12 protein-coding genes and 1 pseudogene are annotated in these 15,187 nt (G+C 39.4%); 6 read left to right on the forward strand and 7 right to left on the reverse strand.

Annotated features, from left to right (window positions below):
- Positions 1–197: pseudogene (locus RMY00_RS09190) on the forward strand (hypothetical protein); the annotation flags it as partial.
- 588 nt (positions 198–785) lie between these two features.
- Here the strand turns inward: RMY00_RS09190 and RMY00_RS09195 are convergent.
- The 3 genes from RMY00_RS09195 to RMY00_RS09205 form a co-directional block, all read right to left on the reverse strand.
- Positions 786–1,124, reverse strand: a complete 339-nt coding sequence (locus tag RMY00_RS09195; protein ID WP_322647235.1) for a hypothetical protein — start codon at positions 1,122–1,124, stop codon at positions 786–788.
- 181 nt (positions 1,125–1,305) lie between these two features.
- Complete coding sequence (locus tag RMY00_RS09200; RefSeq protein ID WP_322647236.1) at positions 1,306–2,106, reverse strand: RMD1 family protein; 801 nt, start codon at positions 2,104–2,106, stop codon at positions 1,306–1,308.
- A gap of 698 nt (positions 2,107–2,804) precedes the next feature.
- On the reverse strand, positions 2,805–3,074 hold the full coding sequence (locus RMY00_RS09205) for a hypothetical protein (protein ID WP_322647237.1): 270 nt from the start codon (positions 3,072–3,074) through the stop codon (positions 2,805–2,807).
- Between the two features lie 1,266 nt (positions 3,075–4,340).
- Here RMY00_RS09205 and RMY00_RS09210 point away from each other — a divergent pair.
- On the forward strand, positions 4,341–4,493 hold the full coding sequence (locus tag RMY00_RS09210; RefSeq protein ID WP_322647238.1) for a CopG family transcriptional regulator: 153 nt from the start codon (positions 4,341–4,343) through the stop codon (positions 4,491–4,493).
- A 1,010-nt stretch (positions 4,494–5,503) separates the two neighbouring features.
- Complete coding sequence (locus RMY00_RS09215; RefSeq protein WP_322647239.1) at positions 5,504–5,908, forward strand: response regulator; 405 nt, start codon at positions 5,504–5,506, stop codon at positions 5,906–5,908.
- 193 nt (positions 5,909–6,101) lie between these two features.
- Here the strand turns inward: RMY00_RS09215 and RMY00_RS09220 are convergent, their stop codons facing one another.
- Both RMY00_RS09220 and RMY00_RS09225 read right to left on the reverse strand, forming a co-directional pair.
- Positions 6,102–6,887, reverse strand: coding sequence for a hypothetical protein (locus tag RMY00_RS09220; RefSeq protein ID WP_322647240.1), 786 nt, complete (start codon positions 6,885–6,887; stop codon positions 6,102–6,104).
- Between the two features lie 112 nt (positions 6,888–6,999).
- Positions 7,000–7,566, reverse strand: a complete 567-nt coding sequence (locus RMY00_RS09225; protein ID WP_322647241.1) for an SDR family NAD(P)-dependent oxidoreductase — start codon at positions 7,564–7,566, stop codon at positions 7,000–7,002.
- Positions 7,567–7,909: 343 nt separating this feature from the next.
- On the opposite strand from RMY00_RS09225, the gene RMY00_RS09230 reads away from it, so the two are divergent.
- Positions 7,910–8,890, forward strand: coding sequence for an aldo/keto reductase (locus RMY00_RS09230; protein ID WP_322647242.1), 981 nt, complete (start codon positions 7,910–7,912; stop codon positions 8,888–8,890).
- 241 nt (positions 8,891–9,131) lie between these two features.
- Here RMY00_RS09230 and RMY00_RS09235 read toward each other — a convergent pair whose 3' ends face one another.
- A complete protein-coding gene (locus RMY00_RS09235) occupies positions 9,132–11,858 on the reverse strand; it encodes a calcium-binding protein (RefSeq protein WP_322647243.1) in 2,727 nt (908 codons plus the stop codon).
- 855 nt (positions 11,859–12,713) lie between these two features.
- Here RMY00_RS09235 and RMY00_RS09240 point away from each other — a divergent pair.
- Positions 12,714–13,589, forward strand: a complete 876-nt coding sequence (locus tag RMY00_RS09240) for an inositol monophosphatase family protein (protein WP_322647244.1) — start codon at positions 12,714–12,716, stop codon at positions 13,587–13,589.
- Between the two features lie 23 nt (positions 13,590–13,612).
- On the forward strand, positions 13,613–14,608 hold the full coding sequence (locus tag RMY00_RS09245) for a 2-dehydropantoate 2-reductase (protein WP_322647245.1): 996 nt from the start codon (positions 13,613–13,615) through the stop codon (positions 14,606–14,608).
- Here RMY00_RS09245 and RMY00_RS09250 read toward each other — a convergent pair.
- Complete coding sequence (locus tag RMY00_RS09250; RefSeq protein WP_322647246.1) at positions 14,591–15,145, reverse strand: hypothetical protein; 555 nt, start codon at positions 15,143–15,145, stop codon at positions 14,591–14,593. The two genes, RMY00_RS09245 and RMY00_RS09250, sit on opposite strands and share 18 nt — an antisense overlap.
- Between the last annotated feature and the right edge of the window lie 42 nt (positions 15,146–15,187).

Consider the following 15,187-nt stretch of genomic DNA (forward strand, 5'->3'; position numbering starts at 1 on the left):
GCGATCGCAATCACCGCTATGAACGCGACAATAACTATCGCTATGAGCGCGATCGCAATCACCGCTATGAACGCGACAATAACTATCGCTATGAGCGCGATCGTAATCACCGCTATGAGCGCGATAATAACCTTCGTAACATTCGTGATAATAACCGTCGCTATCAAGAACGCGATCGCGATTGGGGTCGTGGTTAATCCTTTTACCTATTTATACGAGTGGCTAACTGCAAACCTTTGAGTGACAGGTGCGACATCTCCGTATCTCGTACTTCAGAGCGTTTCGCCTTAAGTCATAGTCCTTTAAAACCTCACCCTGTCCTGACGGACATCCCTGTGCTTGATAAGGAGAAGGACAGGTTTTGCATAGCAAAAACAAGGTGAGGTTTGATTGGGCTTAGGACTTTTGCGTTGATAATAAATCCCGCAAATATGCGGAAGTTAAGAACTATATCTTTTGTAGGGGCACAGCATTGCCTATTTCTGTAGTTTACCGCCGTAGGCATCGCAAGATAATTAAGAAAAGCCTGAAAACTTCCTCAAGACCGTTAATTTACATCAAGATGCATTTATACAGTGCGTAAGTCTTAAATACTACAATAATTTAAAAATATCCGGTTAGAGTAAAACAATTGGCTTGATATTACGGCAAAAATGGGAAATTTTGCTTGAGATAAATTTTCCCATTTGAGCCAATGTCTGATAATGCTGGGTGAGAAAATTGGGCGATTTTGGAAAAAAGTAACTTTAGCAGAAGAATGAAAGAGAGTTGACAAGCTCAACTCGCTAAAGTTCAATTAACTTGAAGCCCCAAGGTTTGAGAGCCGCTAGAGCTATTTCAGGATCTACACCTTCATAAGTCTCCCATTCCAACGGATGCTCTTTAGGATGTCCGTCACCGACATTACCTGCAACTTTGATTATCGGACAGTTGGCGATGCGATCGCGCTCCAAACCTCTTGGAATTGCTAGTTGGATTTTGTGACCGATAAACTTTGCTGTACTTTCATTAGCTACAGATTCACGGATTAAACAAATATCACCAGCAGTTCCCCAAGTAGTTTGGTAAATATGGAGGAACGATATATAGGTGGCTGGTTTGATGGGTTTTTTGAGAACGTGCATTATCTGTAATCCTTACACTATGAGTCAAAAATCATAAATCATACAAGTATTTTCTATCACGTTCGTAGGGAAGAATGTTTTTAATTAACATTTTGCACCTAGCCCAGATGATTATAAATCGTCTGATAGAATATAGCAGTTTTCAGTTAGTCCAATAGGTTTACGCTTTCCAAATTTAGCGTTAGCCTTTGAAAATGATGTCGTATAGTGACAAAAGAATCTCTACTACAATTAGAATCACCACATACCACTCTACTCGCTGGCTACTGCTATGCTGCATGAATTCCAGCACCGTTTGTGCAGTTTGGGAAATTAAATCTAGTTTGCGTTCTAGAGCATGGTGACGTTCACGGATTTCGTATTCATCCTCCAAGCGCAGATATAAGTTTTCTAGCTGTGGGGATTCCCAGAGTAATTCAGGCTTATCAATAATTTCTACTTGACCAACAATCTTATGTTGAACTAATAAAGTAGTCCCAAGTTGACGCAGTAATTCCCGGCTCTGGCGTCTACTCCTGTTTTCACGCTGAAGACTAGCTGCAAAGGGTTCAATTTGATCAAATACACCCGCTAGGCTAGTTTCATAGTGAGACAGCACAACACTCTTGGCGAGAATATCAGCCACTATCTGCAAGCGTTCTACACTAAATTCATGCAGCGAAATTTTTCCCTCTTTAACTCGCTCACTCTCTGCTACGTTGAGATGAATTTCTACCTCTTCTGTTTCTGGGTTGGCAAAAGAGCCACTAACTTGAGAGGATAGTTTGGTCAAGAAGGCTGCCTTTTCCACTGGCTCAAGGTTAAACAGGACAACTGCACCATAGTTCAGCAGTACCGCACAGCCGTGTTCACCGACTGAAATTATTACTGGCATAGTCGCCAAGCAAACGTAATTCTCCAAGTTCTGTAAGTTAATCTTTTTACCAAGAAATAGGGCCTGCGCTCTAAATCTATCTCTATCATTAAAAAGGAGTTTTTGCATTGTCGCCCTATGAGATTCTGCCTGCTGAACTGCTCAAGTAGCGATGTCTACGACGGGCTACGCCTACGTAATTCATGCCTGTTATTGGAGTTCGCTACCATCTCAGCTTACCAATAAATCTATCCAGCACAACCTTAGTAAGGGTTACAGTACTCTTAAAAATCCGGTTTTTTAGCTATGCCTATCATTTAAATAACTTTAATTCCTCAATTATTAGCTGCCTTTTTATGATAAAAGGATGTAATGATCTAGCTTGTAATCATAATTTTTTTGCCAGTTACTACAATCAATTATTTATCAGGCGATCGCCTGCTGGCCATAAGAGCTAAAATCACCGCTTGGTAAGCTGTATGACTAAATAATTGGTACAGCAAATCATAAGCTCATTTTTAATGAACGTAGTCTTAAAGAAAGAGGATTCAGCATATCAGACGCTCTTTAAATTATGAATTATAAATAATGTTGACATAGGTAGATCTTGTTTACATTTCTACGTCAAGCTTATTTTAGATAAAATTGATTCTGTTAGCTAGAAACCTTCAGGGTAGCTACCTAGCAAACCTAGACACCAGAAGAATCGACACACTTTAGCTGCGTTTCAATGTTATCTACCGCTTTTGCTCAATGCGAATCAAGCATGAAACTTATCGTCAAAAATCTCTAAGTAATTTTCCTTAATTGTTTAGTCTTAATTAATACTAAAGTTTGAAAACGATAAGACCGACAAGTACGACAAGACCTAGCGCTCTCCGAAAATAATTAACGCCTTGGAATAATTCCAGCCACGCCCAAGTAAACAAAGAACCATAAGCTACTAGGTCTAACAGTGTATTGATTTTGCCGCTTGTAAAAACTAGAGTTAGTAAACTAGTTACTATCCAAACAATAAGCGGTAGATTTGGCATCTGAGCTATAACAATGTTACCTTCGTCATCGCGGAAGGTTTTATCAACTAATGTATTTTGCATGATTTTTAATTACTAGTTAGACTTACAAAAACGACTAAGTACTCTCGTGAGAATAGATTTGCAATTAAATCCAAATCCTGTAATAATATTAAATCATTTAAAACGGTCTTTTAAACTATCTAATTGCTGATGTTAGAGCGGTAAAGCATATTCCTATATGACTATGTTAAGAGGTATAGGAATCGTATTTGATTTTTGAAATTATCTCCGTGGGCGGGGAGTGGGGAGTAGGGAGTAGGGAATAGGGAATTAGGCTTTTAATTTGTACCGAGCTTTTTTAGAAATCAAACATTAGTCCTATATACTCACACTATATCTGCCGAAATATCTGTCAGGAGTTTTTTGCCATTTGGAGCAATTGTAATAACTTTTACCTCCTACCTTCAGCAAGAACTGCCTCAAAATCCATAGTTTTATCCTTTATCTGAAAAAAAACTGCTGTATATGTGAAGTTGAAGAGCAATCTAAAATGATTCTTGCTCAAGAGGCATGAAAGTATCTTAATTTAAACAGCTAAATTAAAAAGGTTAAGAAATTAATAATTATAAAATTGATTACAGAAAATCTAATTTTATTTTTTACTTAAAATAGCAAGATTATATTCAGCAGTTTTTTCATAAACCTTTTGTTCACCTCATCAGTCTCGATTTCTGTCTGATGTACTTGATATTTCCAATTAGTTCATTATTTGATTATGATATGGTACGCTGAGGAATCAAGGATATACGTGTTTTTTGGGTAGTTGCTCTTTTCCCCTTGTTCGGGCCATTAGTGTATCTGTGTTTACGTCCGTCATTACCAGAAAGTTTGTTAAAAGAGCATCATGCCACAGCAAATAGCCCTTATGACAATGCTATTGTTCTTTACCCAAAGGCAGAAGGGTGAGTAAATGAGCCAAAATGTAGTTGTCTAGTTTAATTGCGTAAGCGTAGCCCGCCGTAGGCATCGCTGCCTTAATTGCCCTAATATCTCCAATGTACTACTATAGGTTGGGCTTCTGATATGGACTAGGGTATATTTCAGTAAATTGCTTAGTCTTTGTAAATTTATTCTATACTACCTTGGTACTGGCTTTATAGTTGCTACTTTTAAGGCAGTTAAACTTTATATTCTAAAATAGACTTTACATCTTGACTATTATTTGGAAAAACATATTCGTTTGCTTCATCATTTCTTGAATTAAAATTCCTTGATAATACCCATGTAGTAACAGATTAAGTGATTGATATTAGAGAAGTAGTTGAGAAATCGAACTTGTCTAATATTATGAATAAGAAATGGGCTGTTAAACGACTTACAATAAACCTTACATCAGGTGAGGCTGAGAAGTTAGAAAAATATTGCTCAAACACTGGCAGACCAGCAACCGATGTAATTCGGGAATTAATTCGCTCTCTTCCAACTGAAAACGAAGAGTAAAAAACCTTAAAGAAAACGAAACCTAACCAAGAAAGGAAATAAAAGTTTCAATGAGCTTGATGCTAGACAAGACTTGTCAGCAAGAGATAGTTTTTCCAGGGGGAAGGAAAAGAGGAATTGGGGCAGGTTGCGTTTTGCTAAGGAGAAAGTTTCCCCTTTTCACCCTGCGCTCCTGGCTCCATTGTCTATAAAGGTCACAAATTTCGGCAAATTGGCAACTGATGTTGTGCTGTTGGAGCTTCAATAGAGATATCAACAGCGTTAGACAGTGAAAAAGTTGTGGTTTGAAACACAGCTTTAACCCTGCATCACTTCTCCCGCTCTATGCCAGTTGTTGTATGAGTGCTGTTGAACGCCTCTACATTAGTGATACAGTACTCAAAAGAGTTCAGTTCCCGCTCTACAACTGGCTAGAAATGACATAAAAACTACATAGGACTTGCAGATTTCTTCGAGGATGAAGCATTATTTGCGTTTTGGAGTTAGAGAGCGATCGTGCCCTCTTGCCCAACACCGTAGTTAATCGCCAAACCATCGCACCTCTCAAGAATATCGAAAGCCATGTGTTTATGGACTTATAGATCACAAGCACTGCGATCGCATTTATTTATAGCGTTTCTCGTTTACGTGAGATACACCCTACACCTCATGATATAATCTTGTACAACATCTGAATGGGAACTACTATATTCAAATCATCACTAATAGTTTGATCGACAACTATAAAACGAATTTTATCTCAATTTTTTCTTTGGCAATTAATCCATAGATAGAGACTGCTTTACAAGGAAAAGCTTTAATTTATATACTTAATAAATCTTTTACGTAACTCAATCATATTCAGTTTTTCCCTCTGCCCCTCGCCGCCTGCTCCCTTGCCTCTTTTTACCGTTGATTATATACTTCTGACTTTTCACCGCATCTGAAAAATGTCATTTTGAGGGTTTCTCAAGCGCTGATTTTATCATTAGCAGGTAAAAGTCACAGAAAGTTATAATAAAATAACATTTATGGAACCTTCTGGAACTCTTGCTGGTTTAAATATTCTGGTAGTTGAGGATGATGATGATACTCGCTTCTTCATCACTACTGTGTTGGAAATGGATGGAGCAAAAGTTATAGCAGTGATATCAGCAGATGCGGCACGCCAAGTTTTATCTGAATTGCAACCCGATGTTTTAATTTCTGATATCGGATTGCCTGGGGAGGATGGCTACACTCTCATCCGCCAAATTCGTGCGCTCAAACCAATGAATGGTGGACGAGTTCCGGCTATTGCTTTAACAGCCTTTGCTGATAGTGAGGATCGTATCCGTGCCTTGGAAGGTGGCTTTAACACTCATGTATCTAAACCCATTGATCCTGAAGAACTAGTTGAGATAGTGGCTAGCTTAGTTGGTTCTTGTAATTGGTAATAATGAAGCGCTACTGTTCAATTACTTCTTCTTACCCATTTTTCCACATTTATAGAACAACGCCATTTTAAGGCAGATATAACGGTTCCCATGATTATATCGCCGGGTGTAGAAACACGGCACTGGCGTATCCTTACATAAACGAGAAGCGTTATGAAGCGTTATATTTAATTTGCTATTTTTTAAAATTTCTCTAGTTCAATATTTTTGCTGAATCCCTAATGTCTCGATGCCATCGTCCGTCTTCACCCAGTCCAGGAATTTCGTTAATGCCTAAGGTTTTTCTCAAAGCTAAATAAGATTTACCTTCTTCCGTAATGTGAAAATAATTTTTTAAATCGCCTTCTCCATCTTGTTGAACTTTTTCAATTCCTTTACCCACAAAATTATTAATAAATCCCATTGCTCGAAGATGCTTGAGTTCCATTGCTAAATCATCGTCAAATTTAAAGTTAAATTCTTCTTGAGAATTAAGCTTAATTAGATGCTTAAGTTCATTGCCATCAATCAGATATCTAACTAAAAATTGCAATGTTGCTGATTGTTGCTCCTGAAGCAAGTCAATCCGCTTTTGTTGTGTATTCAGTTCGGCGATTTGCTCATCTTGCAACTTATTAATGTCATCCCTAACTTCTTGCTTGAGTCTCCTTAGCGCAATTCCCGTACCTGAAATTGAGATATCATCTATGTTGTCTAGCAAACCTGAGTTAAACAGCAAGATCAAACTAAATATAATAACTTCCGTATTTCCAATTCTACGGTTTTCTTGAGGAGGCGGGGTAGGAGTAAGTACGATAAAGAGTAAATACAATAATCCTGTGATCGATGCTATTTTTAGAAACCACCAGTTCATATTTCGCTTAGGCTTTTCTTTGGGTAAGCTAGCGTTGGAGTCTAATGGTGACAAGGGCTGTTCTGAACTGCGCTCAGATTGTTTAAAAGCTAGTCTTTTGAGCGTTTCTAGCTCTTTATTAGCCATTTGGGTTTCGCTGGTGGAATAAGGGACAGAAGATACTGATTGTGGATGCTGGATAGGCAAGCGCTGCCTTGGTAAAAGATGTGCAGCGCTATCCACTCAACAACTAACAATTTTAAACGCCAACAGGCTGCTCATTGAGCAATTCTTGTATCACTTCATCCACCGTCTTTTTTAGATAAACGGCTCGTTCGTCTACTGCCCTTACCCAATCAATAGGAAACCAGTGGTGTTGTCCATCAGGAGCATTATTCTTTATCAATTTGATGTACTCCAGAGTCATTACATCCATTGGGCCGACAAAATCAGTACCAGCATTGTTGATTAAGATGTCGATCGCTCCAAAGCGATCGCGTACCTGTTGTATCATCTGCTCGACCTGAGTTTTGTCAGTCACATCACAAGGTATAGCCAGAACCTCTCCACCTCGTTGTTCTAGTTCAAGACACGATCGCTCCAATTCTTGTGGATCGCGGGCACAAATCGCCAAACGCGCTCCTGCTTGAATCAACTGGCGTGCCATAACTAGCCCTAGCCCCCGCGAATCACCTGTAATCAGTATAGTTTTACCGTTCAAGTTATAGATGCGTTCGCGCCACCACCGATCCAATAACAGTGAAGTCAACAATACAGCAATGATGACTAGTGTAAAAATAGGTAGATTTTGATAATTTATATTCATAGATTTGATAGATAGAGTTGAAAAAGAAGCAAGAGAGAAGAGGAATTGGGACAGGGTTTTTGTTTTCCTCAATTTACTTAATTCGATTCAATCTTAAAAGCCTGATTTCTGCCTACTGAAAAAGAAGTAGTCTTTATGCAATTATTTCTATCCAATGGTTTAAGGCTCAGTGAACAAATACTGCATTTTTAGATACAAATGAAATTATTAAGAAAACCAACAGTAGTTAAAATGCTCAAAATACCACTAAAGAGCTAAGACAAATTCCTGTAATTTAGGTAACATATCCTTGTTTATTTTAATACTGATGTTCACATAAGACTTAATAGCTGGTAAATTTTCAATGAAAACTAGAAAGTTAGGCAAACAAGGACTGGAAGTTTCTCAACTGGGACTTGGTTGTATGGGAATGTCTGAGTTTTACAGTGGTCGTGATGAATCTGAAGCGATCGCCACTATCCATCATGCTCTGGATCTTGGAGTGAATTTTCTCGATACTGCTGATATGTATGGGCCCTTCACTAATGAGCAATTAGTCGGTAGAGCAATTAAAGATCGTCGAGAGCAAGTAGTATTAGCAACCAAATTTGGCAATGTTCGTACCGAAGAAGGTGGTTGGAAAGGAGTTAATGGCACTCCTGAATATGTCCAAACAGCTTGTGATGCTTCACTTAAACGTTTGGGAGTAGAAGTTATTGACCTATACTATCAACATCGAGTTGATCCAAACGTGCCAATTGAAGATACCGTAGGGGCAATGGCTCAATTGGTACAGGCTGGTAAAGTGCGCTATTTAGGGCTGTCGGAAGCTGCCCCGGCAACAATTAGACGAGCTGCGGCAGTTCATCCAATTACCGCGCTACAAACAGAGTATTCTTTATGGAGCCGCGATCCAGAAGATGAAATTTTACCTACTATACGAGAACTAGGAATTGGTTTTGTTCCTTACAGTCCTCTTGGTCGTGGGTTTTTATCGGGAGCCATCACCCGTCCTGAAGACCTTGCAGCAGATGATTACCGGAGAAATAATCCCCGTTTTCAAGGCGATAATTTCTCTAAAAACCTGCAATTAGTTGAAAAAGTCAAGGAAATTGCTGATGAAAAGCAAGTCACACCTAGCCAACTTGCTTTGGCATGGCTACTGGCTCAAGGTGAAGATATTGTGCCCATTCCTGGTACAAAGCGGCGTACTTATTTAGAAGAAAACATTGCAGCAACTGAGATTGTTCTAACTACAGATGACCTCAGTCGGATTGAAGCGATAGCACCAAAGGGGATTACCGCAGGCGATCGCTATCCTGATATGAGTACTGTTAATCGCTAAGGAAGCTCCAAAAAATAAGTAGTAGGCGTAATTAAATATAACTCTTGTGGGGTGGGTCGAAAAGCCCGCCCAGCTTATGCAATTTAAATGTAGAACAGCTTAGTTGTTCCGTCAAACTGATCTGTACAAGAATTGCGATCGCTCACTAAAATGATTTGCATTGAGTAGTATCGTTTGCGAGATACTAAAAATAGTACCTCGCAAACCGTATCGCTTGCTGATAAAAGAGCGCTAATTCCGATTAAACAACCACAAAATTGTTTTCGGTTAATGACAATCCAGTAGATAATTGTGCAAATTTTACCTGAGTAAACCCACAAGCACTGCCATCTTGATCAAAGAACAGTCCACCTGTAGCGCTGTTATAGATAAATCGCTGAGTGTTAGTGGTTGCAGATGTTCCGATGGTAAACTGATTTGCTTTGAGTGAACCTGATGATAACCCCCCACCAAAACCAACAGCCGATACCTGAATCAGTTGATTAGTCGTGTTGAAGCCATCAATACTATCAATACCTTCGTTGTAACTATTGAAACCAAAGATGCTAGTAGTAGTACTAGATGGTGTATCGAAGATGAACGTATAATTATTGAAGCTGAGGCTATCATTACCTTCGCCACCGTAAAGGATGCTATTACCTGAATAACTACTAGCAATCAAGGTATCGTTACCTGCACCGCCAATAATCGTATCATTACCACCCTCGCCCGACAAGGTATCGTTGCCATTGTTCCCCACAATCAAGTCATCGTAGTTTGTACCTGAGATATCTAATCGTTCGATATTCTTGTAACTAACTCGATTCGTGCTGCTCGTAATTGATCCAATGTTACTAGTGGCATTGAATGTGGAAGTGATTCCTTTGGTACTACTGTAATAGAGTAACAACAAATCGTCACCCTTACCTCCATCTATCGTATCATTGCCACTATTGACGCCGTTCAAGGTATCGTTGCCATTGCTCCCCACAATCAAGTCATCGTATTGTGTACCTGAGATATTTAATCGTTCGATATTCTTGTAACTAACTCGATTCGTACCGTCCGTAATTAAGCCAGTGTTAGTAATGGCATTGAAACTCGTTGTGATTCCTTGAGTTGCGGAGCCGTCATTGACAGACAACAAATCGTTACCCTTACCCCCATCTATCGTATCATTGCCACTACCTGTGGAGAGCGTATCGTTGCCATTGCTCCCCACAATCAAGTCATCGTATTCTGTATCTGAGATATCTAATTGTTCGATATTCTTGTAACTAACTCGATTAGTACTGTCCGTAATTAAGCCAGTGTTAGTAATGGCATTAAATGTCGAAGTAATTCCTTGAGTTGGATTGTAGTAATGGACGGACACCAAATCGTCACCCTTACCCCCATCTATCGTATCATTGCCACCATAGCTGCCGCCGTTCAAGGTATCGTTGCCATTACTCCCCACAATCAAGTCATCGTATTCTGTACCTGAGATATCTAATCGTTCGATATTCTTGTAACTAAGTCGATTAGTACCGACCGTAATTAAGCCAGTGTTAGTAATAGCATTGAATGTCGAAGTGATTGCGGTAGCATAGGTGTAATCGAGGCCAAACAACAAATCGTCACCCTTACCCCCATCTATCGTATCATTGCCACCATTGCCTGTGGAGAGCGTATCGTTGCCATTGCTGCCCACAATCAAGTCATCGTATTGTGTACCTGTAATATTTAATTGTTCGATATTCTTGTAACTAACTAGATTCGTAGGCGTGGTAATTGATCCAATGTTAGTAGTAGTATTGAATGTTGAAGTGATTCCTGCGGTAGCATTATAGTAATTGCCAGACAACGAATCATCACCAATACCTCCATCTACTGTTTGAGTCACTAAAGAAGAGGGGTCAGTATATGGGTCTGTTATTGAGATGCCTATCTTTAAAGAGTCATTGCCAGCGCCACCAGAGAGGAGATTATTACCTATTGAATAGTCAGCACTTAAGCTATCATCACCAGCGCCACCGTTGAGGGTGTTATTGCCTGTTGAAGAGTCAGCACTTAAGTTATCATCACCAGCGCCACCGTTGAGGGTGTTATTGCCTATGATTGGACTGTTAAGGTCACCAGGTAGAATTGAGCCTCGGAAAATGAAGTAGTAACCAGAGGCAAGTAGATTATCATTTCCATCGCCACCAGAGAGTAGGTTATTGCCTTGTAAATTGTTAACATTCAAATTATCATCCCCAGTACCGCCAATGAGGGAGCTATCCCCAGCATCACCAATGAGCGTGTCATTGCCCACACCACCAATGAGAGTATCATTCCCTGTACCACCTCTGAGGATGTCATTGCCACTTAAGCCATCGATTTTGTCATTACCGCCCTGACCATTAATTACGTCATCTGAATCATCTAAACCCGTAATGTTGTTATCGAGGTCATTAAGGAAGGTAACAGTATTTTTGATGCTCAGGCTAGTATCTGTGGAGTTGGCATCAAAGATATGAAAACTGTCGGTGATGCTAGTTTCCCCATTAAACAGGATATTGCCAACAGCTGGTCTTGCACCAGTTGCTTTCAGGTTCTGCAAGTTTTCTAATTTGAAGTTTTGTAGGATGAGTTTACTATTAATTTTTTCAAAGCTGATTTCCAGATTGCTGCCGTTCTGGGTCAGCAAAAGATTTCGGGCAGTGAACGAGTCATTGTTTTGAAATTTTAAGGTATCCACTTCGGCAATGACTGCTGCTGTCGGGTTTGTTCCTTTACCGACGCCACCGAAATCGGTGATGATATTAGTGCCATTGAAGTAGCTCTTGTAAATAAATTTATCCTTACCGCCCCCACCAGTCAGGGTGTCGTTGCCCTCGTTACCTATAATGGTATCATTGCCCTCATTAGCTATAATGATATCGTTGCCTGCAAGACCCCTAATTGTGTCCGCGTTAGAACTACCTACTAGGGTATCGTTCTTATTGGTTCCAATTATATTCGCCATAACTTTTACCTACCTAAGTTGATTTTTTCAGTAACTTCAGTTCTCAACCTTGAGTTTAGTACTGTTTTTGGGCACAAAAATTCGTCTCACTTTGACGTTTTCGGCATATTTTATATCTCAAGAGTGAAGAACAGTAATATTCATCAAAGATTCACCTGGTCAAAAGGCTTTTTAATCGCACTTATCTAACTATCAAAGGACAAGAAGAGTTTTAATCGCTATACAAACTCATGAGCGCGTGCATTTAGTCAAACACATAGTTTCAAACTTTTTTCACTAATATTTAATCAATCATGAAAGCTGAAAAAAGCTCGAAGAATCAAGATGAATGTCTACAACTCACACTTTACAATTTGTTTTTTTTCAATGGGTAATTCCTACTACTGTGAAAATAGAAAAGAGTTCACTCTTGATAAACAAAAATAATTTTATACCCTCGTTGTGAGCTATTGCCCGTGACTATCTAGCCTGAAAATAGAGAACATCTAAATCACTTTGTACTAACTATATACTACCTACATACTACTGGATTTATTTAAATGTCTTTACTTAAAAGCACATCTTTGCATATTCTTCACATTACTCACCGTTCAATGTAGGTATAAGTACTTTTGGTTATGTATTGCTGAAGGGTTAGGCTTTTTTAGGCGATCGCTAACCCGAAATCAACAACAGCCAAAGTCTTTCAATGTGAAAACTAAACCTTTAATGATTATGCAGCTTAACCAGACACACATATTAGAGTAATATAGCAACGGTGGTATCATTGCATCAAAATGATACCGTAATTTTGTCTAGATATAGAATTCTATCGCCCAGCCAACGGTAGATGATTTCTAAAAGGAGTTTGCTGCAATGTCCACAACACCTACTACTCGACTGATTTTGGAGACTTTACTTCCCCATCTGAAAGTAGCAGCAGCCTATGCCCGTTTTCTGCAACCAAAAATTGCTGCACTTCCTGCCAAAGAACAAGGAAACAACTTTTTTAGTGCTGCACTTACTGATGCAGATGTGGCTATTCAAAATCTGGTTGAAGTAGTACTACTAGGAACTTTCCCAGATATTCGCTTTTATGGTGAAGAATATGAAAGTTCTAACAATACTAAGTATTTTCGCGCTAACGATCTCGGTTCAGAAGGTGATTATTTAGTCACACTCGACCCAATCGATGGCACGAAGTTTTATATGGATGGACATTCTAATTACCAAATTATTCTTGGTATTCTAAATTCGGATGACTTTGAAGCAGTAATTGCTATTTCCCCTGCCCAAAATGTTTATTTTTACGCTCTCAAAGGTGAAGGTGCTTTTAAGGGGACGCTGGAGATGAGTTTAGAAGCCTGTGCGCCGTTACACATAACATCCGCCAAACCTGCTATTTTGTTGGGATGGGGAATGAATGCGATCGCAGATTTACTAAAAGATCGATATAAAGTCATCGATATAGCGACTGATTACTCTAGTGATATTGAAATTCCTAGTCTCAATGGTATTCTCAGTGGCGATTTAAGTGGAGCAGTCATCAAATCAGGTAAATTTCTTGATAGTGCTGGACTCGCTTTTATTGCGAAAGAGGCTGGCTGGATTGTAACTACTTTGGATGGTTCGACTTTACCACCACTGCATACTTGTGAAAACTATACTATGCCTGGATTGATAATAGCTGCCTCCAAATCTGTTCATCAAGACTTACAAAAAGCGATGCAAAGCTTCAAAAGTGCTGAGTAAGAAATAATGAGTGATTTGACAAAATGAAAATTTGTATTGTTGGCGCGGGTGCGATTGGTGGATATTTAGGGGCGAAATTGGCACTAGCAGGTGAAGAGGTAACGCTAATCGCTCGTGGTTCTCATTTGGAGGCAATTAAAAGAAATGGGCTGAAGTTGCTTATAGCAGACGGTTCTGACCAAATTGCTACTCCAGCTTTGGCAACTAGTGATATTCAAGAAGCGGGGCCACAAGATGTAGTAATTTTAACTGTTAAGGCTCACAGTGTACCTGCGATCGCACCTTTTATCCCTGCACTCTACAATTCTCATACGATGGTGGTAACAGCCCAAAATGGGGTTCCTTGGTGGTACTTTCGCAAGTATGGCGGTGAGTATGAAGGTACGCGGATTCAATCTGTTGATCCAGATGGGATTATTGAAGCTAATATCGGTGCTGACCGTGCTATCGGTTGTGTTGTTTACCCGGCAACTGAGATAATTGAACCAGGTGTGATTAAACATATTGAAGGCGATCGCTTTACTCTTGGTGAAATCGACGGCACTAAAACAGAACGCATTCAATTATTGGCACAGACTTTAAAACAAGCAGGATTCAAAACACCAATCCGTAATCAAATTCGCACGGAAATTTGGATCAAGTTGTGGGGAAATGTGGCATTTAATCCAATCAGTGCCTTAACCGGTGCTACTCTAGAGGATATTTGCCGCTATCCCCTCACCCGTGAACTAGCGCGGCTTATGATGACTGAAACTCAAGCGATCGCAGAAAATTTGGGTATCAAGTTTGGCATCACTTTAGAACAACGAATTAATGGAGCAGAAAATGTTGGCGCTCATAAAACTTCGATGCTACAAGATATTGAAGCCGGACGCGCTACGGAGATAGACGCGATCGTTGGCGCGGTGGCAGAATTGGGAAAACTTACTCAAATTCCCACACCTTATATTGATGCTATTTATGCCAGCGTCAAGTTGTTGGAGGCAACAAAACAAAAAAGTCTATTTAATAAAAGGTAAAAGGTTAAACTCTTGACGAATTTCTAACAGTGAACGGTCTAACATTGATTCAAAGTTAAGAAATGGGACGAAAATTTGATGATTCCGAGTTTTTCGCCACATTGAAATCAGCTCTGGCATTAGTCGCAGTAATTCAAAAAAGATGGAAGTGTACAACCAAATCACACCATGACGTTTGATCAAGTCTTCGTACATTACATTTACAGATGGATTTTGGCGCTCACGCAACCAATCTCTAAATTTGAAGTTACTTGTCCAAAATGTCAGAGGCAAAATCTTAAGTTCATCGTACATATCTGTGTCACAGCCATAAATGACGTGACTAGCATCATGAGCAAACAAGATTTTGGCAAAATCCTCTGGTTGAGTACTGGGATGAGTAAGATCGAAATTGACCGTGTAGTATTCCTTCAGCCCTTGACGTAAAGTTTGAGTGCTATTTTTGTTGGTATATTGGGGTCGAGTTCGCAAAGACATAGCTTTATAAATAATATTATCGATACTAGTAGTATCGATAATATCAAATGCAAATGTCAATCACATTTATAGCTTGTGTGTCAGAGATAAAAATTAATATAA

This window comes from Nostoc sp. ChiVER01, from assembly GCF_034531155.1.
Lineage (GTDB): Bacteria > Cyanobacteriota > Cyanobacteriia > Cyanobacteriales > Nostocaceae > Nostoc.

Coding starts and splice junctions, on each gene's coding strand:
- RMY00_RS09195 (WP_322647235.1), bottom strand. CDS start 1,124: ATGCACGTTCTCAAAAAACCCATCAAACCAGCCACCTATATATCGTTC.
- RMY00_RS09200 (WP_322647236.1), bottom strand. CDS start 2,106: ATGCAAAAACTCCTTTTTAATGATAGAGATAGATTTAGAGCGCAGGCC.
- RMY00_RS09205 (WP_322647237.1), bottom strand. CDS start 3,074: ATGCAAAATACATTAGTTGATAAAACCTTCCGCGATGACGAAGGTAAC.
- RMY00_RS09210 (WP_322647238.1), top strand. CDS start 4,341: ATGAATAAGAAATGGGCTGTTAAACGACTTACAATAAACCTTACATCA.
- RMY00_RS09215 (WP_322647239.1), top strand. CDS start 5,504: ATGGAACCTTCTGGAACTCTTGCTGGTTTAAATATTCTGGTAGTTGAG.
- RMY00_RS09220 (WP_322647240.1), bottom strand. CDS start 6,887: ATGGCTAATAAAGAGCTAGAAACGCTCAAAAGACTAGCTTTTAAACAA.
- RMY00_RS09225 (WP_322647241.1), bottom strand. CDS start 7,566: ATGAATATAAATTATCAAAATCTACCTATTTTTACACTAGTCATCATT.
- RMY00_RS09230 (WP_322647242.1), top strand. CDS start 7,910: ATGAAAACTAGAAAGTTAGGCAAACAAGGACTGGAAGTTTCTCAACTG.
- RMY00_RS09235 (WP_322647243.1), bottom strand. CDS start 11,858: ATGGCGAATATAATTGGAACCAATAAGAACGATACCCTAGTAGGTAGT.
- RMY00_RS09240 (WP_322647244.1), top strand. CDS start 12,714: ATGTCCACAACACCTACTACTCGACTGATTTTGGAGACTTTACTTCCC.
- RMY00_RS09245 (WP_322647245.1), top strand. CDS start 13,613: ATGAAAATTTGTATTGTTGGCGCGGGTGCGATTGGTGGATATTTAGGG.